This window comes from Rhodococcoides kyotonense (genome assembly GCF_900188125.1).
GTDB classification, from domain to species: domain Bacteria; phylum Actinomycetota; class Actinomycetes; order Mycobacteriales; family Mycobacteriaceae; genus Rhodococcoides; species Rhodococcoides kyotonense.
Genome location: NZ_FZOW01000004.1, coordinates 352,258 through 374,819, shown reverse-complemented (window position 1 = coordinate 374,819; position 22,562 = coordinate 352,258). Strand labels below are relative to the sequence as shown.

Here is a 22,562-nt window from a genome sequence, read left to right as displayed (position 1 = left end):
TGGCAATGCCGGTCGTGAGTGTTTATGTATAGAGGGCTATACAAAAACACTCACGAGGGGGTTTCCTACCTCCTGGGTTGACAACCCCGGCGACCGTTTGCCATTCTCTTTCTCAGGTCATGAGTACCAGCGTTCAGCCCCGGCTTGCTGGTCGGCAACCCTCCTCCGCGGTGGGGTGCTCCGGGTGACGACCGGGCCGACTCCGGAAAACCGGTGCGGCAAGCGCGGACTCGAATGCCGTTTCGGTGAGAGTCCCTTGATCGACAAGGGGTAATTTGTCATGACTGCTGTTCTCGAAAACACCTGTGCGCCTTTCGCTGCTGTCAGCGGTGCGGATCTGCAGGTCCCACTCGTGGACGGAACCACTTGCAGCTACGCCAATTTCGACTACGCGGCCAGCGCTCCTGCTCTCGCCGAGGTCACCGAGCGCGTCGCAGAACTCCTGCCGTTCTACTCGAGCGTGCACCGGGGCGCGGGCTACACATCGCGTGTATCGACGGCCGCCTACGAGAAGGCGCGCGTCACCGTCTCCGATTTCGTTGGCGCGCAGAATGATTCGGTCGTCATCTTCACGAGGAACACCACCGACTCGCTCAACTTGCTCGCCGGGTGCGTACCGGGTGACACCGTCGTCCTCGACATCGAGCACCACGCCAACCTGCTGCCCTGGCGTAACCGTCGAGTTGTGCAGGCGGGCAACTCTATTGCAGAGACCCTGTCCGCTCTGGATGCCGAACTGGCAGCGAGCCCGGCCGCATTGCTGGCCGTCACGGGTGCATCGAACGTCACCGGTGAGGTGCTGCCCATCGGCGAGCTGGCCGACCTCGCCCACCGCCACGGCGCGCGCATCGTCGTCGACGGCGCGCAGCTCGTCCCGCATCGCCGGGTGGACATCGCCGCTCTCGGCGTCGACTACCTCGCCTTCTCCGGGCACAAGCTCTACGCGCCGCACGGTGCGGGCGTGCTGGTCGGCAAGCGTGACTGGCTCGACGTGGGTGACCCGTACCTCGCAGGCGGCGGCGCGGTGCGCCACGTGACCACGACGTCGACGGACTGGGCTCCCTCACCCGCTCGCCATGAGGCCGGAACGCCGAACGTGTTGGGCGTCGTCGCACTGGCGGCCGCATGTGACGCCGTCGCCGCGCACGACGACGCGGGATCCGCCGATCACGAGCGTCGCCTGTCGGATCGCCTGCGCGACGGACTGACGGCGGTCGATGGAGTTGCGCTTCTGAACGTCTGGAACGACGCCCCGGACAGTGTGGGCATTGTCACATTCACGGTCGACGGTTACGGTCCGGGTGAGATCGCCGCGTATCTCTCGGCCGAGCATGGAATCGGTGTGCGCGACGGCAAGTTCTGCGCTCACCCGCTGCTGCAGCGCCTCGGTCACGCAGGCGGCGCCGTGCGGGCCAGCCTGGGGCTCGGCAGCTCGGAGGCCGATGTGGACCGCCTCGTCGACGCCGTCGCGCAGTTGGTCGAGCAGGGTCCGTCGTGGGTCTACGAAGAGGACAACGGATGGTGGAACCCGGTGCCGGATCCGCGTCCGTTCCCGGCTGTCGCAGATGGCGGCAGCGGCGTGGGATCCCCGTGCGCGAGCGGAGAGGTTAGCATCGGTTCATGACAGCAAATGTCGTGTCGCAGGGGAGTTTCTGGTGCGACAGGTACGTGGATCTGTGCCGCACTGCGTCCGGGTCTTGTAGGCGCTCGGGGTAGCACCTAGCCGACCTATCTCTCCTTCACGACAGGACACCTTTCATGTCGAACACTTCAGCCGTACGCGTCGCAGTCGCCCACTCGGGCGCATGGACCGAGATCACCGACGCCGCAGCGACCGAATCGGTTGTTCGTATCTCCGCAGCAGATCTTCGTGAGGGCCAGCAGGCTCGCACCGCGCTCCGCGCCGACGCCGTGGCAGCGGGCAAGGACGCAGACAGCGTCGCGGTCTTCCTCGACATCGAGTTCCACATCGCGGACGACGCCAGGACTGCGCGTCGTGAATTCGCGACGTTCGACGTCCCTGCCGTGCCGGGCTCGATCCGGTACGTCGGAACGAGTGCGGGTCTTGCAGGGCTCGTCGCCGATGTGAAGGCCGCTGAGGTCGCAGACGGCGTCACTCTCGTCGCCGTCGGTCCCGAGACGCGCAACCTGGGTGACGTCGCATCCGGGGTCGTTCCGTGGTTGGAGGACCGCGGCGTCGCGTTCCACGTCGACGAGCTGCTCGCCGCGACCGGTGCGGTTCCTTCGGCTCGGGTGCTGGCGTCGTAGGGCGACTTACGTCACCTGAACGGCCAGACCTGCGGTGATACGCAGTAGCTCGGTGAACGTCGTCCGGAAGATCGTGTTCGGATGCCCTGCCGCCGCCCATAATTCGGGGTACTGCGACAGCGACTCGTCCACGTACGTCGCCAGGTTCGTCGGATGCCCGACGGGAGCGATCCCGCCGATCGGCTGATCCGTCGCAAGTCTGACGAGGTCGAGCGGGGCTCGCTGCATCGTCCCGCCCAGCCGCTCGCCGGTCGCCGCGAGGTTCACCGGATGCGCTCCGGACACCAGCAGCAGCACGGGGTCGTCGTCGAGCAGGAACACCGACGCTCTGACGATCGCGCCGACGCCCACACCCAGCGATTCGGCGGCGGCTTCCGCTGTCGTCGTGGGTTCGGGCGAGGTGACGACGACGCCGTGGTGCCCGCGCGAGATCAGGATGTCGGCGACATGCGCCGCGTTCGGGTGAAGAAGCCGGGGCATTCCCCAAGAGTATTGCTACTCGGGCGACTTCGCAGGTGTCGCGAGATCTCCGAAGAGTCTCAATCGGGCCATGCCGCCGTCGGGGTAGATGTCCATCCTGACCTCCGAGACGGGGTCGGGGACGTCGATCAGGAAGCGGTGCCGAGTGTCCGGCTGCAGACGAGTCCGGGGGAGCAGTTCGAACCATTCCCCGTCGCCGAGACGCCCTTTCAGCGATGCAGCGCCGGGGGCGTTGCCGAGGAAGCACGACGTGTCGAGTTCGGCCAGCTGAACGCTACCCGTGCCTGCGAGCATGACCTGGACCCAGTCGTTCGCGCCGCCCCGTCGACGGGACGTCTCCCATCCTTCGCCCATCGATCGCGGCGGACCGGGGAACAGCAGGTTGTTCGGGGAGCTGTAGAACATGTTGGAGCAATCCGAGACGTAGCCACCGTTCTCGAGAGCAGCCAGGTCGAACGGGCCACGTGCGAGGAATCGTGGATCCGGTCGTCCGCGTCCGAGCACCCGCAACCGTGCGACGCCGCCGTCGGGATAGATGGACAGCTTCACGTGCGTCCAACGCTCGTCGGACAAGACCTCGAACCGGTTCTCGCTGTCCCCGTCGACCGGGCTGCGGGGAACGATGGTGTCCCACTTCGCGTCGTCGTACAGTTCCTGTCCCGACGGGAAGCCGTCGACCGATGTCGCCTCGATGGAGATTTCCGGTGGGTAGTTTCCGGTGAACCACGCGGTGTCGACGACGACGGCATCCACGACACCGGGAGCGCCGAGACGCACGATCGCCTCGTCGTACCCCTCTTCCCGACGCCGACGCGTCTCCCAGCCGTCGTAGATCTGGCCCTTGTGTCCGAACGTGGCCGTGGAGAAGCCCGCTTTGCCCGGTGTGATCAGGTTTTCCTTCTCCGCGAACAACTCGTCGTTCGCCCACACGACAGCACCGCCCAGCGTGCGGACCGCGAGATCGGGGAGGGGGAGAGGAAAGTTGGCTGTCATACCGCTGAGGATACGGATTGAGTCGCGAGGCATCGGGTACCCGGCCGAGTATGACTGCTCAGAACCCCGACCCGGATGACACCGCAGGACTCGAACGCGGTGGAGGCGTCGCGCCGGGGGACACGCCTCCCGCCGAAACCGGCGTCGGAGGACCGAATCACGAGCCTCCCCAACGCGGACTGACCCTACCGGTCGTTTTCCTCGGCATTCTGGCGCTCGTCGTCATCATCGTCGTCGCCGGATTCATCGGACGCATCGCCGGTCTGTTCTAGCAACTCGATCAGCGATTCCACCAAACCCCCTCGCCAGCAGATGGTTTCGTGGCCTCCGTCGAATTCTCGGTAGGCGACGGGAATGTCTCGTTCCCGGAGGAGCGCGGCGATGTGACGGTTGTGGGCCGGCATGTCGCCCTCGTGGATCCCGGCATCGAGTACGACTCGTATCGGCAGCGTGTCCGACGACCCTCCCAGTAACTCGGCGACGTGACCACCGTCGGGTCCACGAAGGCCACCATGGGACATGACCGGCCACCAGAACGACCCGGATTGACTTGACACGAGCCCGAATCGGCTCGGAAATTGGAGCGCCGCATAGAGCGACGCAAGGCCGCCGTAACTCTGACCCGAAACGACCGTTCGACGCGAATCCGACGTGTACGACGCCTCTTTCGCGGCGAGCGGCAACAACTCGTCGACGACGGCGTCCCAGAACTCACGATGGCACGGCAACTCACGACCGCGAGTCTCGAAATCCATGGAGTCGACGAACAGGAACACCGACGGAGGTAGTGCCCCGTCGCGCACCGCCGCGTCGACGACAGGAGCGAGCGGCGCCTCGTCGATCCATCGACGGCCGTCGAGCACGATCACCAGTGGGCGCTCGGACGGAACGGAGTCGCCGACGGTCTCGTGTATCCAGACGTCGCGCGAATTCTGCAGAGAAGCGCTCTGCCACTGGAGTTTTCGAGGTTCGGCATGCGGCAGGTCGTCGTTCCACCACCGCTGCGTCGGAGCGCCGGGCATCTCGGCGATGGATCCGCGGCCGAAGCGTCGGGAATTGTTGTCGTCGGCGACTGCATGGCCGAGCAGGCCGAGAAATCGGGTCCGGACTCCGTCGCGCGTCGCGGCGATTCCCGGTGGATCCAACTCGGCGACGACGTCCGCAGTGACCGGCATGAAGCAATAGGTGCCGCGCCAGGTGCGCGAGATCTCGGTGCTCCAGAACCAAATTCCAGTGTCGTCCAACCGTGTCATGACGGTCAGGTCCTCGGCGTGGTGGTCGGTCAGCGAGCTCGCGTCGATGTAGACCCGGGACGGCGAGTTGTCCCGTTGCCGCCACAGGAACGTGACTCTGACCTGGCCGTCGGCGCTGTCCTCGATGCGGGGCGTGCCCGAAGATGCGACGGCCGCCCAGAATTCGTCTTCCGTTCCCGTCGCGGCCAACTCGGTGCGCAGCTGCGATGTCACATCGTTTAGCATCAGGTAAGCCTAACCTCTTATCGAAAGGGATTTCACACGTGTTCGGAACAAGAAGCGGCCTGGCCCGCACCGCGGCGGTGATCGCGGCCGCGACCGTGGCCCTCGTCGGGTGTGGATCCTCGGAAGAATCCGACGCGGCGGACGCACCCACGTCGGCGGCAAGCGACGGCGCATGGCCTCGCACCGTGGACACGGAGCAGGGGCCTGTCGAGATCCCTGCCGCACCCGAGCGGATCGTGTCGACGTCGGTCACGCTGACCGGGGGACTCCTCGCCATCGACGCACCTGTCATCGCCAGTGGCGCAACGTCTCCCGATACCGAGGTCGCCGACTCGCAGGGCTTCTTCACTCAATGGGGAGACATCGCCGCCGAACGCGGCATCGAACCGATCTCGTCGGTCGACATCGACGTCGAGCGGATCGTCACCCAGAATCCCGATCTGATCTTTGTCTCCAAGACCGGCGCCGATTCCGCGATCGACCTGTACGACCAGCTCAGCGCAGTCGCTCCGACGATCGTCGTCGATTACGGCAACAAGACATGGCAGGACGTCGCGACCGTTCTCGGTGAAGCGACCGGTCATGAATCGGACGCCGCGGACGTCATCGCGCAGTTCGACGAGACCGTGACGTCGGCCAAGGACGCGATCGACTTGCCTCCGCAGCCCACGACAGCGCTCGTCTACAACGGCGCGGAATCGTCGAACGTGTGGACCGACGAGTCGGCGCAAGGCAAGCTGCTCGTCGACCTGGGCTTCACTCTCGCGGACTTGCCCGACGCCGTCCTCGGCGACAACAGCATGGGTACGCGCAAGGACATCGTCTCCGTCTCACCCGAGAACTACAGCCGCGCGTTCACCGGCACCACCGTCGTACTGGTCAACGCCGACGAGTCCGATGTGGCTGCGTACCTGGCCGATCCGCAACTCGCGCAGACGCCTGCCGTGACCGAACGCCACGTCTACGACGCCGGCCTCGACAGCTTCCGGCTCGACTACTACAGCGCGACCAACTTCGTCGAGCGGCTGCAGGAGCAGTTAACCGCGTAAAGCGTCAGTACGGAGGCCAACCGCCCTCGGGGCCCAGCAGTTTCTGCAACCGAGCGCGGTTGATCTTCGCCAACTCCTCGCGCATCACCTTGCGTTCGGTGTCCCGGTCGTTGTCGAGTCGATGGCCGAGATCCATCAGAACGGCGCGAGGGGCGTCGCCGTCGGACTGCAGTGCCACCGAGCAGACGATGTAGCCGAACTCGAATCGCTCGACGTACATCCGACACGCGTCGATCAGGACGCTCTGCGTCGCCGCATCCAAGCCGGCGCACGTGCGTCCGATCGGCGGGTGCGTCGACGCGAGGACGTCGACGTCGCGATCGGACAGCTCGCCGAGTTCCACATCGGCCCGCGTCAGAAAATCCGAGTACGACGCGTATGCCCGCCCGTCGGCCACCTGCGATGCCCACGTCACCGAGCCGCAGCATTCGTACAACGCATGCACCGCCTTGCGACGCGGCAGGTCGTTGAACGTTTCCAACCCCAGACCCTGATGCATCATCATGGATCGATGATGAGCTGCGGACGTGGGGTGTTCAAAGAGTTCAGCGCGGTGTTAGCCCAGGTGTTACGCGGCGTAACACAGCGTGCTCACCCGTCGGGCGGCCTCCATTAGGCTCGGCACCATGACGGAACACAGCTGGAAGGCATTCTCGGTCGAGATTTCCGACCACGTGGCGGAGGTGACGCTGCTGGGGCCGGGCAAGGGCAACGCGATGGGGCCCGATTTCTGGAGCGAGTGTCCGCAGCTGTTCGCCCAGCTCGACGCCGATCCCGACGTCCGCGCGATCGTGCTCGCCGGATCGGGCAAGCACTTCACGTTCGGACTCGACCTCGCGGCGATGGGCGGCGAGTTCGCGCCGCTGATGGCGGACAAGGCGCTCGCCGCGCCTCGCACCACGTTCCACGACACGATCAAGCGCATGCAGCTGGCGACGAACGCCGTTGCCGACTGCCGCAAACCCGTCGTCGCCGCGGTGCAGGGGTGGTGCATCGGCGGTGGACTCGACCTCATCAGCGCCGCCGACATCCGGTACGCCAGTGCAGATGCCAAGTTCAGCGTGCGCGAAGTGAAGGTCGCGATCGTCGCCGACATGGGATCGCTTGCCCGCCTTCCCGCGATCATCGGTGACGGGCACCTGCGTGAACTTGCGTTGACCGGCAAGGACATCGACGCTGCGCGCGCCGAGAAGATAGGACTCGTGAACGACGTGTTCGACGACGCGGAAGCCCTCCTCGCCGGTGCGCGTGCCACCGCGGCCGACATCGCCGCCAACCCGCCGCTGGTGGTCCAGGGCGTCAAGACCGTCCTCGACCACTCACGGTCGGCGGCCGTCGACGACAGCCTCCGATACGTCGCTGCCTGGAATGCTGCGTTCCTCGCGTCGAACGACCTGACCGAGGCCATCACCGCGGTGTTCGAGAAACGTCCCGCGAAATTCACCGGGAGCTGAGAGACAAGTGGAATACGCCGAAGAACTCGGTAGCCAGCTGGTCCGACTCCAGCGGATCCGCGAACGCAAACTCGCGCAGTTGAAGGACGAGTCGGGTGGTGTGGAAGGGGCAGCGTTCGTCTGCCTGTTCCGGCTGTTGACCGACGGGCCGATGCGCTCGAGCACATTGGCCGCGATGGTCGACTCGGATCCGTCGACCGTCAGCAGGCAGGTTGCGCAGCTCGTCGATCGTGGCCATGTCGAACGGTTGCGCGACGAGACCGACGGCAGGGCCTACGTTCTGGCCGTCACCGAATCCGGTCGGGACGTCGCGCGTCGGATCCAGGAACGACGCACCGCCAACCTCACACGCGTCATCGAGGACTGGTCGGACCCCGATCGCGCCCGTTTGGTCGAGCTGCTGGACAGATTCCTGACGGACTGGGAACGGGTCAAGCCCGATCTGCACGCAGTACGCGGCGGTAGAGTCTGAGGCTCGTCCGTGTCGTCGGACACCGCCGTGGTGGCAGCGTCGGTGCCGAAAAAATGCCGGTGAGGGGGCGAGATGCCCGGAATGCTTGGTCGGTGGACGCCGGGACCGCTGCGCATCCTGGAGACCAACACCCCCGCCACGAGACTCGAGCGCCGGGTCGGGCTCGGTATCGCGATTCTCGTTCCGTTCTTCGCCGTGATCGGTGCCGTCGTGCTGTTCTCGCAGGAAGGCCCGGTCACGGTCGGTAGCCGAATCCTGTGCGCCGTCGTGTTGGCATCGACCATTCCCGTCGGTGCGTGGTGGCTGCGTCGAGGCATTCGCGTCGCCCGCATGCCGGGGTGGTTCGTGTTCTACGCCGACATCGGCGTGGCGATCGTGCTGTTCACCTTCACGTCTCGCGGCTTTGCACTGTCGGTGACGTCGCTGTTCGCCGTCATCGGCACCTACATCGCGTATTTCTCCAGCCGACGGGTGCTTCGCGCACACGCCGTGTTCGTCAGCCTGGTGATCCTCGTCCTTGCGGTCGGGGCCTACCTCGAACACGAGCAGGATCTGTCGGCGGTGATCGCACAGGCGCTCGTCGCGTTGCTCGTCGTCAACTCGGTCATCGCATTTCGAGCGGTCATCAAGACGCAACTCGATCTCGCCAACACCGATTCGCTCACGGGACTGCTCAATCGGCGTGGATTCGATCTTCGCCTCGAACGGCTGCTCGGTGATTGTCCGGGCGGCCGGACCGTCGTGCTCGCGGTCGTCGACCTCGATCGGTTCAAGAATGTCAACGACACCTTCGGCCACGCAGCAGGGGACCGAGTGTTGAAATCGACGGCTCGGCGTCTCTCGGCAGCAGTGTCGCCCAGGGCATGCGTGGCCCGCACCGGCGGTGAGGAATTCACGGTCGCGTCGGTGTCGACTCCATCGGACGCACTCGTCCTGGCAGAAGAACTACGGTCGACGCTCGATCGGACACAGGACGAGATTGCGGTGACGGGGAGTGTCGGCGCCTCACTGATCTCCGTGGACGCGTGGCGCGCGCTCGACGCGGACGAAGCCGCGGAGATGGTGCACGCCGCTCTGCTGAAGGCCGACACCGCGATGTACGACGCCAAACGGTCGGGCGGGAATCAAGCAAGAGTGTTCACCGGGTGAGGCCCGATCCGAGCCTCACCCGCGAGAACGGTCAGCGCAGGGCGCTCTTGGGGTCGTTCCAGAGCTGATCGGTGAAATCCTCCAGCGCGACGAGCACGACGGTGTCCTCGGCCCGGCGCAGGATCGACTTGCTGGCTCGCACCTGCACGACGTCCCCGGACTTGTCGGTCATGCGCCACAGCGAATCGGCGCGCGTCGCAACCGTCGTCAGGAACATGTCCGCCACGTTGACCCCCTCGGGGGCCTGATCGGGGAAGATGTCGTGCAGGTGGAAATCCGAGCGCTCGGAACGATCGGTGCCGAACAGCTCGTCGAACGCCTCGTTGGCGAAGACGATGGCACCGCTCGGATCGACAGCGAGAATCGGCACCGGGATGCGGTCGAGAACGACCGTGACCGGCAAATCGGGGAACTGCGCCGGATCGGAAATGGGTCGCGAATCGGCATTGCGTCGTTCGCCACCTCCGCCGACAGCGCTGCCGGCCGAATTGCTGTCCGTCATATCTCTCCCCACCTGATGCTTTTTTCGTTTCGAGTCCGAAAAGACTCAGTGTTCCGGATTGTCCGCCAAACGCTTGAACGACGCAGCGATTTCGGCTTCTGCCTCGGCGCGGCCCACCCAGTCGGCGGCCGTGACGTGCTTGTTCGGCTCCAGGTCCTTGTAGTGGACGAAGAAGTGCTTGATCGCGTCGAGCTCGAACGTCGAGACGTCGGAGAGGTCCTGGATGTGATCCCAGCGCTTGTCGCCTGCCGGCACGCACAGAACCTTGTCGTCGCCGCCTGCTTCGTCGACCATCTTGAACATCGCGACCGGACGAGCCTCGACGATGACGCCGGGGAAGACGGACTCGGGCAGCAGAACGAATGCGTCCAACGGGTCGCCGTCCTCGCCGAGTGTGCCTTCGATGAAGCCGTAATCGGCCGGGTATGCCATCGCCGTGTACAGGTAGCGGTCGAGACGAACGCGACCACTGACATGGTCGACCTCGTACTTGTTGCGCTGACCCTTGGGGATCTCGATGGTGACGTCGAACGGCACGTGCAGCCCTCGCTCTTCTCTTCGTGTCGTGCGTCATGAACGACGCATGATGCTTCGCGGCGCAAGCGTACCGGACCCGAGGATACTGTTGGATGAACTGCCGACCCGGCAGAGCTCGAAGCAGATGGAGGAATGTTGGCGGGCTTGACCAAGCGAATTCTCGGTCCCACCGCCGGTCGGCGACGACGCAGAAGCCGCATCCTCCTCGTTCTGGTGGCTGTCGTCGTCGTCGCAGCGGGAGGCGTCGCGGTAGCGGCGATCGTCCCGACGGCATCGGATGCCGTCGCCGATCGGGAGTCTTCGCCGGAGCCCGATCCGGTGCTGCCCGTGCCGTCGATCGTGCCGTATCCGGACACGGCGCCGAAGCCGACGGAGGCTGCACTGACGGCCGCGCTTGCTCCCGTCGTCGGATCCGCGGATCTCGGAGCGTTCAGCGGAGTCGTCGCCGACGCGGCCAGCGGCGACGTGCTGTGGTCGTCGAACCCCGACGCACCGAGGACACCCGCGTCGACGACGAAGGTGCTGACAGCAGCAGCCGCGATGTTGGCTCTGCCACAGGAACACCGCGTCACGACGAAGGTCGTCAAGGGCACGACGCCGGGGGAGATCGTGCTCGTCGCAGGCGGCGATCCGACGCTCACCGCGCAACCCGTCGGGACCCCCGGTTTCTACCCGGGCGCCGCTCGCATCGACGACCTCGTCGAGCAGATCGCGAAGTCGGGCACACCCGTCGACAGGATCGTCGTCGACACGTCCGCCTACAGCGGATCGACAATGGCTCAGGGCTGGTTCGCGCCCGATGTCGCTGCGGGATACATCACTCCGATCGAGCCGATCATGCTCGACGGCGGTCGATCCATCCCGACCGAGGACGAGTCGCCGCGCAGCGCAGAACCCGCTCTCGACACAGGCCGTGCGCTTGCACGTGGTCTCGGCATCGATCCGGCACGTGTGGCGATCGGTTCGGCGGGCGAGGGAGCGGATCAGGTGGCGAGTGTGCAGTCCGCGCCGTTGCGTGATCGGCTCGGTCAGATGCTCGGCCGTTCCGACAACGTCCTCGCCGAGGCGATCGGACGTGAGATCGCCATCGAGACCAACGCGGAGGCGTCGTTCACCGGGGCGATCGACTCGATCGGGCAGACTCTGTTCACGGCCGGCTACGACCTGAGCGGCACCGAACTGCACGACACGAGCGGGCTGTCGGTCGACAATCTGATTCCGGCGCGACTGCTCGACGAGATCATGACGTCCGCGGCCGGTTCCGGAAAGTCCGAGCTGCGTCCGATGCTGGACTACCTGCCGATCGCCGGTGCCACCGGCACGTTGTCCGACCGCTATGCCAGCGCCGATCGCATCGGTGCGGGATGGATCCGCGCGAAAACTGGCACACTGTCGACAGCGAGTGCTCTCGCCGGATTCGTCGTCGACGTCGACGGCAGAACGTTGACGTTCGCCTTGATGTCCAACGACCGTCCACCCGAGATCAGCAGGCCTGCGCTCGACGCCGTGGCGTCGACATTGAGGATGTGTGGTTGCCGATGACACTGTGGTTGCCGACGACCGACGCGGATGCCGAGAAGTCGCCGGGGTTCGGCTCGTCGGTGGACTGGGTGCTCGCGGCCAGGACCGGGGCCAAACTCGCCCCGAGAGAGCCGTCGACGTCCCGGTACACCGCGGATGCCGTCGTGACCGAGCTCGCCGACGCGTCCGTACGCGCGGAGGGCCCGGTGCGTGAGACCACCGGACTGGCCGACGGCCTCCCCGTTCCGCAGGCGCGAATCGTCGACCGCGCCGGCTGGATCGACGCGGCCGCGGCGTCGATGAAGCACCTGACCGGCGACGAGGACTCCGAGCCGTCGGGACTGCTCGCGGGCAAGCCCGCAGGGCTGCAGGCAGGCGCGATGCTCGCGTTTCTGTCCAGTGCGATCCTCGGCCAGTACGACCCCTTCACCGGTGAACACGGGACGTTGCTGCTCGTGGCGCCCAACGTCATCGCCGTCGAACGCGCTCTTCGTGTGCCGCCCAGTGACTTTCGACTGTGGGTCTGCCTGCACGAGGTGACCCACCGCGTGCAGTTCTCGTCGGCGCCCTGGCTCGGCGAATACATGCGCAGTTCCGTCGCGGTGTTGTCCGACGGCGTCGACGAGCCGATGGCCGAGTTCGCGAACCGGCTCACCGCAGCGCTGAAGAACCGTCGGCAATCGGACAAGGCCGAGGACGCGGGAATCGTCGGACTGCTGCGGGCAACGCAGGCCCCCGAGCAGCGCGACGCGATAGACCGGCTCTTGGTGCTCGGCACGCTGCTGGAAGGGCACGCCGATCACGTCATGGATGCGGTCGGACCGTCCGTCGTGCCTGCCGTCGCGCAGATTCGCAGCGCTTTCGACGGGCGTCGCCGACGCAAGCAGAATCCGTTGCAGCGGTTGGTTCGGGCGCTGCTCGGGATGGACGCGAAGATGGCGCAGTACGTGCGTGGCAAGGCATTCGTCGACCACGTCGTCGGCAAGGTCGGGATGGATCGGTTCAACACCGTCTGGACCGATCGCACGACGCTGCCGCTGCTCGACGAGATCGAAGATCCCGACCGGTGGATCGCCCGCGTTCTGGCATGACGCGGTTGCCCGAGGGCCGGGCGATCCTCGAGATCCGGCATGCGGTCAGAGCCTGGTTCGTCGCGAGGCCGGGACCCGTCGTCGTTGCTCTGTCCGGCGGCGCGGATTCGCTCGCGCTCACGGCCGCCGCCGTCGCCGAAACGCCGTCGGTGCGCGCTCTCGTCGTCGATCACGGTCTGCAGCCCGGGTCGAGGGATGTCGCCGACGCGGCCGCGTCGGCGGCCCGTGTGCTCGGCTGCATCGACGCGACGGTTCTCCCGGTCGACGTCGACGGGGCAGGCGGGATGGAAGCAGCGGCGCGGCGGGCCCGATACCGGGCGCTCGACGACGCACGAGACGGTGCGCACGTTCTCGTCGCGCACACCCTCGACGACCAGGCCGAGACGGTGTTGCTCGGTCTCGCACGCGGGTCGGGGCCGCGCTCGATCGCAGGCATGGCGGAGTGGGATGCGCCGTGGGGGCGTCCGTTGCTCGGGGTTCGGCGAGCGGTGACGCGGGCCGCGTGCGTCGAGCTCGGCCTCACGCCCTTCGAGGATCCGCACAACGTCGATCCGGACTTCACGCGCGTTCGCCTGCGGCTGGAGGCGTTGCCATTGCTCGAGGACATCCTCGGCGGAGGCGTCGCACCTGCGCTGGCGCGCACCGCCGCTCAGCTGCGGGAGGACTCGGCCGTTCTCGACGACCTCGCTGATGATCTGCTCACGCGCTCACGTGCGGGTCGCGAACTCGACGTGAGCACCGTCGCCGACGCGCCCACTGCACTGCGGCGCAGGGCAGTTCGCGCATGGCTGCACGACGTCGGCGCACATGCGTTGTCGGACAAGCAGTTACGGACCATCGACGGTCTTCTCGTCGACTGGCGCGGGCAAGGTGGAGTCGCGGTCGGAGGCGGACCGGCCGGTGCGAGGTTGGTGGTCCGGCGTCGACATGGCAGGCTTGCAGCAGAGCTCGAATGGAGTCTGCGGGATTCCGGCCGGTCGGGAACAGTGTGAACGCCAAGAGAACCTATGAAGGGACGCGCCGTGTACGAGGGCGATATCGAGTCAGTTCTCATTTCCGAGGAACAGATCAGGACGCGCACCGCGGAGCTGGCCGAGGAAATAGCCAAGCGCTATCCCGAAGGCAGCCCTGAAGGAGATCTCCTGCTCGTCGGTGTCCTCAAGGGTGCCATCATGTTCATGACCGACTTCGCGCGAGCACTGCCCATCCCGACGCAGCTCGAATTCATGGCGGTGAGCTCGTACGGCTCGTCGACGTCGTCGTCCGGCGTCGTGCGGATCCTGAAGGACCTCGACCGTGACATCAACGGCCGCAACGTTCTGATCGTCGAGGACATCATCGATTCGGGTCTGACCCTGTCGTGGCTCAAGCGGAACCTCGCGACGCGTAACCCGGCATCGCTGTCGGTCGTGACGCTGCTGCGCAAGCCCGACGCGATCAAGGTCGACGTCGAGGTCGCCAATGTCGGCTTCGACATCCCCAACGAGTTCGTCGTCGGATACGGCCTCGACTACAACGAGCGCTACCGCGACCTGCCGTACATCGGCACCCTCGCCCCCAAGGTCTACGGCGGCTGAGTCAGTAGTTGTCTCTCGAGACCACGCGTCGTAACGCCCGTAGGTCGCGCTCGAGCAGCCGAAAGATCGAGTACGACGCGACGAATGCCGCTATGCCTCCGACGCACACGACACGTACCACGTCGATGATGTCCGGAATGTCCTCTGCCGGAACGAAAGTGAGACCCGCGACGGCGACGAGGGGTATCGAACCCGCGATCGCCAGGTAGACGACGCTACGGCGGTCGAGCGCCTGCAGTCGCCTCGTGTCCTCGCTGTCGGCGTGACCGTACGGCAGAAGCGACGGGTAGAGACATCGAATCGTGAACAGCGACACCAGAAAGAACGGGTAGGCGGTCGCCATCGCGCCGCACACCCCGAGTGACGCGAAGAAGTGCACGAACGCCTTCGGCGGGATCGATCCGGCCGCGATCTGCAGCGACACCGGATACGCAATGGCCGCAACGATCCACAGGCCGAGACACACCGCGACCACTCGGTCGGCGATGAGCAGTGTGTCGGTGCGGGTGAGCGCCAGGCGTTCCTCGGACACGGCACGCCCCTTGCGCAACGCATGCGGTACCGCCAGCACGCGTCGTCCGCAGAACAGGATCAGCGCAAGACCGAGCGGCCAGCACACGCCGTTGATCAGCGTGCTCACCGCTTCGAATCGCGACTGCGCCTCCGCCGACAGATCACTGATGATGAGCGCCTTGTTGTGCTGGTAGTTGTAGACCGCGGCGATCATGTTGGGTATGCCGATGGCCGCCGTCATCACGGGAACGGTGAACGGACGCAGCCTCAGCCGAGGACTCGACGGCGGCGGATCCACCAGATCGCGGGCATGCGCGTCGAGACACAGGTCGAACTGTTGCGCGAGTTCTCGCCCGGTCGGCCACCGGTCGTCGGGATTCGGTGCCAGGCACTTCAGGAGGACGCGCCGGAGCGTCGTCGGGCAGTCAGCGGGCAACGACGTGAGCGCCGTGTCCTCGACGCCGGCCAGGCGCATCGTCAACAGCCCGTCGATGGTGGTTCGGTCGCCTGCCGTGGGGCCGACGTCGGCCTCGTCGAACGGTTTGTCGCCGGTCAGCAGTTCCCACAGCACGACCCCGAGCGAGTACAGATCGCTTCTGGTGTCGAGATCCTCTGCGGCGCCTGGCTTTCCGGGATGGCAGGCTTCGAGTTGCTCGGGCGACATGTACGACAGCGATCCGCCGAAGTAGGCGACGGGGCTGTCTCCCTTGACGCTCTCGCTGAAACTGATGTTGAAGTCGGCCAGCTTCGGCACGCCCTCGGCGGTGAGCAGGACGTTCGCCGGTTTGATGTCGCGGTGCAGCACACCGCGTTCACCTGCGTAGTTCAGCGCTTCGGCGAGGCGACGGCCGAGCCACGCCACGGTCTCCGGCCACGACAGTGTCGAGAGATGTTGACGCACAGTCGAATCCGTCGGAGTGAGCCCGCCCTTGAGCTCGATGGCCGTGTCGACGGCGTCGAGCAGCGTCTGTCCCGAACGCTCGGAAGCAGGGATCCCTCGTGTGCGTACCAGTACGTCGAGCAACGTCCCGCCGGGCAGGTACTGCATGTACAGCAACCGCAACTGCTTGTCCGGAAGAACCCGCTGATCGAACACGCGCACGATGTAGTCGTGATCGAGCTGAGCGAGAGTCTGAGGTTCGCTGCCGCGGTCCTCGGAGATCTTGACCGCCACGATGCGCTGCATCGACCGCTGACGAGACAGGAAGACGCGGGCGAACGCACCACGGCCCAGGCCCATCAGCAGATCGAAATCGTCCAACCGATCGCCGACGTCCAGATCCTCCAGCTCGTCGCGCTTGCCCGGTTGCGTCCACGACAGATCGGCGGTGGAGGTGCCGGTGGCATCCGGGGTCACGCCTGCTTGGGCGGTGTCGGCAGGGGTGGCGTCGGCCTGGGTGTCGGCCCGCGCGGTTTCAGGGCCTGCGTCGACATCGAACAGCGATGCCTGCAGCGTCGGCGAGCCGTCCGATGCGGCCGGGGCGCTGTCCTGATTCTCCGTGACTCGTTCCGAGCCTGGCTGCACGGAAACTACGATAGACCCGCTCGGGGACTATCGTGCCGTTTGATCGACCATCGATCGGGAGTGCACGACGGGTGGGACCTGATGGGCGGGGGAACGACGGGTGGGACCTGATGGGCGGGGGAACGGTGGGCGGGAACCTGATGGGTGGGATGGACGGTGGGCGGGAACCTGATGGGTGGGATGAGCGTTGTACATCGAAGTAGCGTGTTGCGCCGTCAGGCGTTCTGGGCGTATCGACGCAGCGCTGGGTGCCCGACGCACTTCGGGCCCGGGGCAGGCGTTCGCGGTAGCCTTGAGCATCCGGTGCGCGGCCGGAAGCCGCTCATCGGAGCAGACTGGAAAGGACGAGGCCGTCTCGGCTGAAGCTGTATGAATCGGAAGACAGTTATACGGAACCTGGCCATCGTTTTCGGCATTCTGCTGGTGATCTATGCCTTCAGCTACTTCGGAAACGACACTCGTGGCTGGAAGACCGTCGACACGTCCGTGGCGATAGCGCAGCTCGATTCGAGCAACGTGAAGTCCGCGCAGATCGACGACCGTGAGCAGCAGGTCCGCCTCGAACTGAAGAACGGGAACGACGCCACCGAGGGCGAGACTCAGATTCTCGCGAAGTACCCGGACTCCGCGTCGCAGACCATCTTCGACAAGGTCAACGAGGACGGCCTGGAGAGCTACAACACCGTCGTCTCGCAGGACAGCTGGTTCTCGTCGCTGCTGCTGTTCGTTCTCCCGATGGTCATCCTGCTCGGACTGTTCATCTTCGTGATGAGTCGCATGCAGGGTGGTGGCCGCGGCGGAGTCATGGGCTTCGGCAAATCGAAGGCCAAGCAGCTCAGCAAGGACATGCCGAAGACGACGTTCCAGGACGTCGCGGGCGCCGACGAGGCCGTCGAAGAGCTGTACGAGATCAAGGACTTCCTGCAGAACCCGGCCCGCTACCAGTCGCTCGGCGCGAAGATCCCCCGCGGCGTGCTGCTGTACGGGCCTCCCGGAACGGGCAAGACCCTGCTCGCTCGCGCGGTGGCAGGCGAAGCCGGTGTCCCGTTCTTCACCATCTCCGGTTCGGACTTCGTCGAGATGTTCGTCGGTGTCGGTGCGTCGCGTGTCCGCGATTTGTTCGAGCAGGCCAAGCAGAACAGCCCGTGCATCATCTTCGTCGACGAGATCGACGCCGTCGGTCGTCAGCGTGGTGCCGGTATGGGCGGCGGCCACGACGAGCGTGAGCAGACGCTCAACCAGCTGCTCGTCGAGATGGACGGCTTCGGTGAGCGCACCGGCGTCATCCTCATCGCCGCGACCAACCGACCCGACATCCTCGACCCCGCTCTGCTGCGTCCAGGTCGCTTCGACCGTCAGATCCCGGTCGGTGCCCCCGACCTCGCCGGTCGTCGCGCGATCCTCGCGGTCCATTCGGCGGGCAAGCCCGTCGCGCAGGACGCCGACCTCGAAGGTCTCGCCAAGCGAACCGTCGGGATGTCCGGTGCAGACCTGGCCAACGTGATCAACGAGGCCGCGCTGCTCACCGCACGCGAGAACGGCACGGTCATCACCGAGGCTGCGCTGGAGGAATCCGTCGACCGCGTCGTCGGTGGGCCGCGTCGCAAGAGCCGCATCATCAGCGAGCACGAGAAGAAGATCACCGCGTACCACGAGGGCGGGCACACGCTCGCCGCGTGGGCGATGCCGGACATCGAGCCCGTGTACAAGGTCACGATCCTTGCGCGTGGTCGTACCGGCGGGCATGCGATGACCGTGCCCGAGGACGACAAGGGCCTGATGACCAGGTCCGAGATGATCGCACGCCTCGTCATGGCGATGGGTGGCCGCGCTGCCGAGGAGCTCGTGTTCCACGAGCCGACCACCGGTGCGTCGTCGGACATCGATCAGGCGACCAAGATCGCGCGTGCGATGGTCACCGAATACGGCATGAGCAGCAAGCTCGGTGCCGTGCGTTACGGCCAGGAGCAGGGCGACCCGTTCCTCGGACGGTCGATGGGCGTGCAGTCCGACTTCTCGCACGAAGTAGCTCGCGAGATCGACGAGGAGGTGCGCAAGCTCATCGAGGCCGCGCACACCGAGGCGTGGGCAATTCTCAACGAATACCGCGACGTGTTGGACACGCTCGCGACCGAGCTTCTCGAACGCGAGACCCTGACGCGCAAGGACCTGGAGCAGATCTTCACCAGCGTCACCAAGCGTCCGCGGATCACCACGTTCAACGACTTCGGTGAGCGTGTGCCGTCGGACAAGCCGCCGGTGAAGACGCCGCGCGAACTCGCGCTCGAGCGCGGAGAGCCGTGGCCTCCGCAGCCGATTGCGCCCAAAGTTGTTCCGCCGCAACAGTTACCGCAGCCGAGTTACGCCGGTTCACCGCAGCTGAGCAAGGGGCCGGACGCGCATTCGGGCAGCCGCAACGGTGGGTACCAGAACGGCGCCCCCAACGGCGCACCGAACCACGGTGCACCCAACAACGGCTCGCATGGCCAGCACACCCAGGGTGTCAGCCCGTACAACGGTGGACCCGCCCACGGTCAGGGCAACAACGGTGGTGGTTACCGCGCGCCCGAGCCTCGTCCGCAGGGGTCACGGCCCGACTACGGCGCACCCGCCGGCTGGTCGGCACCAGGATGGCCTCCGCGCGATCAGGCAGGCTCCGGTCCGACACCGACCGAGCCGACGTATCAGCCTCCGCAGTACCAACCGCCTCAGTACCAGCCACCGCAATATCAGCCGCCGCAGTATCAGCCGCCGGAGTACCGCGCACCCGACAACCGTGCGCCCGAGAATCAGGCGCCCGAGTATCAGGCACCCGAGCCGCGTGAGAACCGCGACGAGGGACCGTCGACGCAGCAGTGGGACCCGCTCAGCGGGATGCCGCTGAACCCGGAGCGACGCGCCGACGACTCGGAGTCCGGACGTGACGACGAGGGCGGCCCACGCACCCAGCGCTGGGAGGGGCCGAACGGGCAGCACTAGCTCGTTCTCCTCTTTTGCCCGGGCGATAGGCTGACGAAGAATCCTGGGGTCTTTCCCTACCCCGCCAACGGAGGTGCGATCTTGGTGTCAGTCAGGCATGTCGACGAAGACGGCGAAGCCGTGGTGAACGACGTCGTCGCAGTCGAAACCGGGCGTCGGTTCGACCAGCCACGGGCAGAAGCAGCAGTACGTGAACTGCTCATCGCCGTCGGCGAGAACCCGGATCGCCCCGGTCTCCTCGACACACCCGCTCGTGTCGCGCGGGCGTACCGGGAAATCTTCGGTGGCCTCTACACCGATCCGGACTCGGTGCTGAACACGACGTTCGACGAGGGTCACCAGGAGTTGGTGCTCGTACGCGACATCCCGATGTTCTCCACGTGCGAGCACCACCTCGTCTCGTTCCACGGCGTCGCGCACGTCGGATACATCCCTGGCAAGGCAGGCAAGGTCACCGGTCTGTCCAAGCTGGCTCGCGTCGTCGACCTGTACGCCAAGCGTCCCCAGGTCCAGGAACGGCTGACCAGCCAGATCGCCGACGCCGTGATGCGCAAGCTCGATCCGCGTGGGGCGATCGTCGTCATCGAGGCCGAGCATCTGTGCATGGCGATGCGTGGCATTCGCAAGCCAGGGGCTAGCACGACGACGTCGGCGGTCCGGGGGCTGCTGCAGTCGAGCGCCGCGTCGCGGTCCGAAGCGTTGGATCTCATCCTTCGCAAATGAGTGTTCCCGCCGCGCCCGTCGTCATGGGTGTTCTCAACGTCACCGCGGACTCGTTCTCCGACGGTGGCCGCTATCTGGACCTCGACGCCGCCGTCGAACACGGGCTCGAACTGCGTGACAGCGGTGTTGCCATAGTCGACGTCGGCGGTGAATCCACCCGGCCCGGTGCGGCCCGTGTCGAACCCGACGTCGAGGCCGGACGCGTCGCACCGGTGATCGCTGCTCTGGCTCGACACGGGGTCACGACGAGCGTCGACACGATGCGTGCATCCGTCGCCGCTGCGGCAATCGAGGCTGGCGTGTCCATCGTCAACGACGTCTCGGGTGGTCGCGCCGATCCGGACATGGCTCGTGTCGTCGCCGACGCCGGTGTGCCCTGGGTCCTGATGCACTGGCGTTCGGCAGGGGACTACGTCCATGCAGGCGCCGCGGACCGGTACGACGACGTCGTCGCCGACGTCCGGCGTGAGCTGCTGGAACAGGTGGATCTGGCCTTGGCTGCCGGAGTCGACGCGTCGAACATCGTCCTCGACCCGGGTCTCGGTTTCGCCAAGAACGCATCGCACAACTGGCAGTTGTTGCATGCGTTGCCCACGTTCGTCGAACTGGGAATGCCGGTGTTGATCGGGGCGTCGCGCAAGCGGTTCCTCGGATCCCTTCTCGCCGACGACGGCACCCCCCGCCCGCCTGCGGGTCGTGAGGTCGCCACCGCGGTCGTGTCCGCACTCGCCGTCGCAGGAGGCGCGTGGGGCGTCCGAGTGCACGACGCGCGAGCCTCCCTCGACGCGGTCGCCGTGGTCGCCGCATGGCAGGCTGCGGGCGCATGAGCGATCGGATCGAACTGCGTGGACTCGTCGTCCGCGGGCATCACGGGGTCTTCGACTTCGAGAAACGTGACGGCCAGGACTTCGTCGTCGACATCACGGTCTGGATGGACCTGCGCCCCGCCGCCGAGACCGACGACCTCACACGCACGATGCACTACGGCGAGCTCGCCGAAGCCGCCGCGAAGATCGTCGCGGGCCCGCCGCGCGACCTCATCGAGACCGTCGCCGCCGAGATCGCCGACGGCGTGATGGCCGACGAGCGCGTCGACGCCGTCGAAGTGGTCCTGCACAAACCGTCGGCGCCGATTCCGCTGACGTTCGGTGATGTCGCCGTCGTCGCACACCGGAGTCGTGCGTGAGTCGCGCGGTGCTGTCGATCGGCAGCAACGTCGGAGATTCGCTCGCGCACCTGCGATCGGTCGTCACAGCGCTGGGGTCTCACCTCGTCGCCGCATCGGCTGTCTATTCGACGGCGCCGTGGGGAGGCGTCGAGCAGCAGGATTTTCTCAACGCAGCGCTTCTCGCCGACGATCCCGCCAGCAGCCCGCGGGAGTGGCTCGACTTCGCCCGCGCTTGCGAGGAAGCCGCCGATCGAGTTCGCGTGGAGCGATGGGGACCTCGCAGCCTCGACGTCGACATCGTCGTGTGCGACGACGTCGTGAGCCACGACCCCGAACTGCTGCTGCCGCATCCGCGCGCACACGAGCGTGCGTTCGTGCTGATTCCGTGGCTCGACGTGGACCCGTCGGCAACGCTCGAGGCTGACGGCACCACGCTCGCACTCGCCGACTGGCTGAGCGCGCTGAGCGAGGAAGAGCGCGCAGGCGTACGACGCACCGACATGACTCTCGACACAGCGGAGCCCACGTGAAACCGACCCGTGTCTGGGATCTGGTCGCACTCGCCGTCATCGCGGCCGTGGCCACCTGGTTGTTGGTGCGCACGTTCTACGGTTCGCTCCCGCCGATCCCGGTCTACGCAGGTGCATCGCTGTACCCGGTCGCAGTGGTCGAGGTCGTCCTCGCGTTCGTGATCCGCTCGCGCGTCGACAAACGGCAGATCGGCGACGGGCCGGCCCAGATCCATCCGATCACCGCTGCTCGTGCATTGGCGCTGGCCAAGGCGTCGGCGCTGGTCGGTGCCGCGGCCGCCGGAGTGTGGATCGGCTTCCTGTTACATGTCCTGCCGATGGTGTCGACAGTGCGGGCCGCCGCATCCGACCGGGCCGGTGCAGTCGTCGGTCTCGTCGCGGGTGCTGCGCTCGTCGGCGCTGCTCTGTGGCTCGAGCACTGCTGCCGAACACCCGACGACTCGCCCGACGAACCCACATCGTGAGCGTCGCGCACACCCGGTGAACACCCGGGTCGACACGAGTCCCGTGGTGGCTCGATTCAGCTTGGCCTTTGTCGGCCGATTCGCCAGCT

Annotated in this window: 24 protein-coding genes and 1 riboswitch; of the genes, 17 read left to right on the top strand and 7 right to left on the bottom strand. The window is 66.2% G+C overall.

The window, feature by feature from the left end:
- Positions 1-115: 115 nt before the first annotated feature.
- A riboswitch (SAM riboswitch) is annotated at positions 116-231 on the top strand.
- 49 nt (positions 232-280) lie between these two features.
- Positions 281-1,624, top strand: a complete 1,344-nt coding sequence (locus CHB96_RS09525) for an aminotransferase class V-fold PLP-dependent enzyme (RefSeq protein WP_089245379.1) — start codon at positions 281-283, stop codon at positions 1,622-1,624.
- Between the two features lie 134 nt (positions 1,625-1,758).
- Positions 1,759-2,268, top strand: coding sequence for a hypothetical protein (locus CHB96_RS09520; RefSeq protein ID WP_089245377.1), 510 nt, complete (start codon positions 1,759-1,761; stop codon positions 2,266-2,268).
- A gap of 6 nt (positions 2,269-2,274) precedes the next feature.
- Here the strand turns inward: CHB96_RS09520 and CHB96_RS09515 are convergent, their stop codons facing one another.
- A complete protein-coding gene (locus CHB96_RS09515) occupies positions 2,275-2,748 on the bottom strand; it encodes a YbaK/EbsC family protein (protein ID WP_089245375.1) in 474 nt (157 codons plus the stop codon).
- Positions 2,749-2,763: 15 nt separating this feature from the next.
- Positions 2,764-3,741, bottom strand: a complete 978-nt coding sequence (gene alc / locus CHB96_RS09510; RefSeq protein WP_089245373.1) for an allantoicase — start codon at positions 3,739-3,741, stop codon at positions 2,764-2,766.
- A 50-nt stretch (positions 3,742-3,791) separates the two neighbouring features.
- Between alc and CHB96_RS09505 the strand changes: the two genes are divergently transcribed.
- Complete coding sequence (locus CHB96_RS09505) at positions 3,792-4,013, top strand: DUF6480 family protein (protein WP_089245371.1); 222 nt, start codon at positions 3,792-3,794, stop codon at positions 4,011-4,013.
- Here the strand turns inward: CHB96_RS09505 and fes are convergent.
- A complete protein-coding gene (gene fes / locus CHB96_RS09500) occupies positions 3,927-5,207 on the bottom strand; it encodes an enterochelin esterase (RefSeq protein WP_245865392.1) in 1,281 nt (426 codons plus the stop codon). The genes CHB96_RS09505 and fes overlap by 87 nt on opposite strands.
- A gap of 50 nt (positions 5,208-5,257) precedes the next feature.
- Between fes and fepB the strand changes: the two genes are divergently transcribed.
- On the top strand, positions 5,258-6,268 hold the full coding sequence (fepB, locus tag CHB96_RS09495) for a Fe2+-enterobactin ABC transporter substrate-binding protein (protein ID WP_245865390.1): 1,011 nt from the start codon (positions 5,258-5,260) through the stop codon (positions 6,266-6,268).
- A 4-nt stretch (positions 6,269-6,272) separates the two neighbouring features.
- On the opposite strand, the gene CHB96_RS09490 is transcribed toward fepB, so the two are convergent.
- Complete coding sequence (locus CHB96_RS09490; RefSeq protein WP_089245365.1) at positions 6,273-6,773, bottom strand: 2-oxo-4-hydroxy-4-carboxy-5-ureidoimidazoline decarboxylase; 501 nt, start codon at positions 6,771-6,773, stop codon at positions 6,273-6,275.
- A 121-nt stretch (positions 6,774-6,894) separates the two neighbouring features.
- Here CHB96_RS09490 and CHB96_RS09485 point away from each other — a divergent pair, with 121 nt between their 5' ends.
- The 3 genes from CHB96_RS09485 to CHB96_RS09475 all read left to right on the top strand — a co-directional run bounded on the left by CHB96_RS09485 (position 6,895) and on the right by CHB96_RS09475 (position 9,343).
- Positions 6,895-7,722, top strand: a complete 828-nt coding sequence (locus tag CHB96_RS09485; RefSeq protein ID WP_089245363.1) for a crotonase/enoyl-CoA hydratase family protein — start codon at positions 6,895-6,897, stop codon at positions 7,720-7,722.
- Between the two features lie 7 nt (positions 7,723-7,729).
- Positions 7,730-8,194 (top strand): MarR family winged helix-turn-helix transcriptional regulator, encoded by a 465-nt coding sequence (locus CHB96_RS09480; protein ID WP_089245361.1) that lies wholly within the window; start codon positions 7,730-7,732, stop codon positions 8,192-8,194.
- 72 nt (positions 8,195-8,266) lie between these two features.
- Positions 8,267-9,343, top strand: coding sequence for a GGDEF domain-containing protein (locus CHB96_RS09475; protein ID WP_089245359.1), 1,077 nt, complete (start codon positions 8,267-8,269; stop codon positions 9,341-9,343).
- 31 nt (positions 9,344-9,374) lie between these two features.
- Here CHB96_RS09475 and CHB96_RS09470 read toward each other — a convergent pair whose 3' ends face one another.
- Both CHB96_RS09470 and CHB96_RS09465 read right to left on the bottom strand, forming a co-directional pair.
- On the bottom strand, positions 9,375-9,845 hold the full coding sequence (locus CHB96_RS09470; protein ID WP_089245357.1) for a PAS domain-containing protein: 471 nt from the start codon (positions 9,843-9,845) through the stop codon (positions 9,375-9,377).
- Positions 9,846-9,890: 45 nt separating this feature from the next.
- Positions 9,891-10,382 carry an inorganic diphosphatase gene (locus tag CHB96_RS09465; protein ID WP_089245355.1) on the bottom strand — a complete coding sequence of 164 codons (492 nt, stop codon included), beginning with the start codon at positions 10,380-10,382 and terminating at the stop codon, positions 9,891-9,893.
- Positions 10,383-10,514: 132 nt separating this feature from the next.
- On the opposite strand from CHB96_RS09465, the gene dacB reads away from it, so the two are divergent.
- From dacB to hpt, 4 genes are read left to right on the top strand one after another with little or no spacing between them, the layout of a single operon-like run.
- Positions 10,515-11,924 (top strand): D-alanyl-D-alanine carboxypeptidase/D-alanyl-D-alanine endopeptidase, encoded by a 1,410-nt coding sequence (gene dacB / locus CHB96_RS09460; RefSeq protein ID WP_089245353.1) that lies wholly within the window; start codon positions 10,515-10,517, stop codon positions 11,922-11,924.
- On the top strand, positions 11,921-12,994 hold the full coding sequence (locus CHB96_RS09455) for an Rv3626c family coenzyme F420 biosynthesis-associated protein (protein ID WP_089245351.1): 1,074 nt from the start codon (positions 11,921-11,923) through the stop codon (positions 12,992-12,994). The genes dacB and CHB96_RS09455 overlap by 4 nt, the downstream gene beginning before the upstream one ends.
- On the top strand, positions 12,991-13,986 hold the full coding sequence (tilS, locus tag CHB96_RS09450; protein WP_089245349.1) for a tRNA lysidine(34) synthetase TilS: 996 nt from the start codon (positions 12,991-12,993) through the stop codon (positions 13,984-13,986). Before CHB96_RS09455 ends, tilS begins: the two co-directional genes overlap by 4 nt.
- A 30-nt stretch (positions 13,987-14,016) precedes the next feature.
- Positions 14,017-14,571 carry a hypoxanthine phosphoribosyltransferase gene (hpt, locus tag CHB96_RS09445; protein WP_089245519.1) on the top strand — a complete coding sequence of 185 codons (555 nt, stop codon included), beginning with the start codon at positions 14,017-14,019 and terminating at the stop codon, positions 14,569-14,571.
- Between the two features lies 1 nt (position 14,572).
- Here hpt and CHB96_RS09440 read toward each other — a convergent pair whose 3' ends face one another.
- Entirely contained in the window at positions 14,573-16,609 is a 2,037-nt protein-coding gene (locus CHB96_RS09440; RefSeq protein ID WP_245865388.1) for a serine/threonine-protein kinase, read from the bottom strand.
- A 369-nt stretch (positions 16,610-16,978) separates the two neighbouring features.
- On the opposite strand from CHB96_RS09440, the gene ftsH reads away from it, so the two are divergent.
- The 6 genes from ftsH (at position 16,979) to CHB96_RS09410 (ending at position 22,473) form a co-directional block, all read left to right on the top strand.
- Entirely contained in the window at positions 16,979-19,588 is a 2,610-nt protein-coding gene (ftsH, locus tag CHB96_RS09435) for an ATP-dependent zinc metalloprotease FtsH (RefSeq protein ID WP_089245347.1), read from the top strand.
- Between the two features lie 84 nt (positions 19,589-19,672).
- Positions 19,673-20,311: a GTP cyclohydrolase I FolE gene (folE, locus tag CHB96_RS09430; RefSeq protein ID WP_089245346.1), complete on the top strand. Its 639-nt coding sequence runs from the start codon at positions 19,673-19,675 to the stop codon at positions 20,309-20,311.
- Positions 20,308-21,138, top strand: a complete 831-nt coding sequence (folP, locus tag CHB96_RS09425) for a dihydropteroate synthase (protein WP_245865386.1) — start codon at positions 20,308-20,310, stop codon at positions 21,136-21,138. Before folE ends, folP begins: the two co-directional genes overlap by 4 nt.
- Complete coding sequence (gene folB / locus CHB96_RS09420; protein ID WP_089245515.1) at positions 21,135-21,497, top strand: dihydroneopterin aldolase; 363 nt, start codon at positions 21,135-21,137, stop codon at positions 21,495-21,497. Before folP ends, folB begins: the two co-directional genes overlap by 4 nt.
- Positions 21,494-22,009 (top strand): 2-amino-4-hydroxy-6-hydroxymethyldihydropteridine diphosphokinase, encoded by a 516-nt coding sequence (gene folK / locus CHB96_RS09415; RefSeq protein ID WP_089245344.1) that lies wholly within the window; start codon positions 21,494-21,496, stop codon positions 22,007-22,009. Before folB ends, folK begins: the two co-directional genes overlap by 4 nt.
- A complete protein-coding gene (locus CHB96_RS09410; RefSeq protein ID WP_089245342.1) occupies positions 22,006-22,473 on the top strand; it encodes a DUF3180 domain-containing protein in 468 nt (155 codons plus the stop codon). The genes folK and CHB96_RS09410 overlap by 4 nt, the downstream gene beginning before the upstream one ends.
- Positions 22,474-22,562 lie beyond the last annotated feature (89 nt).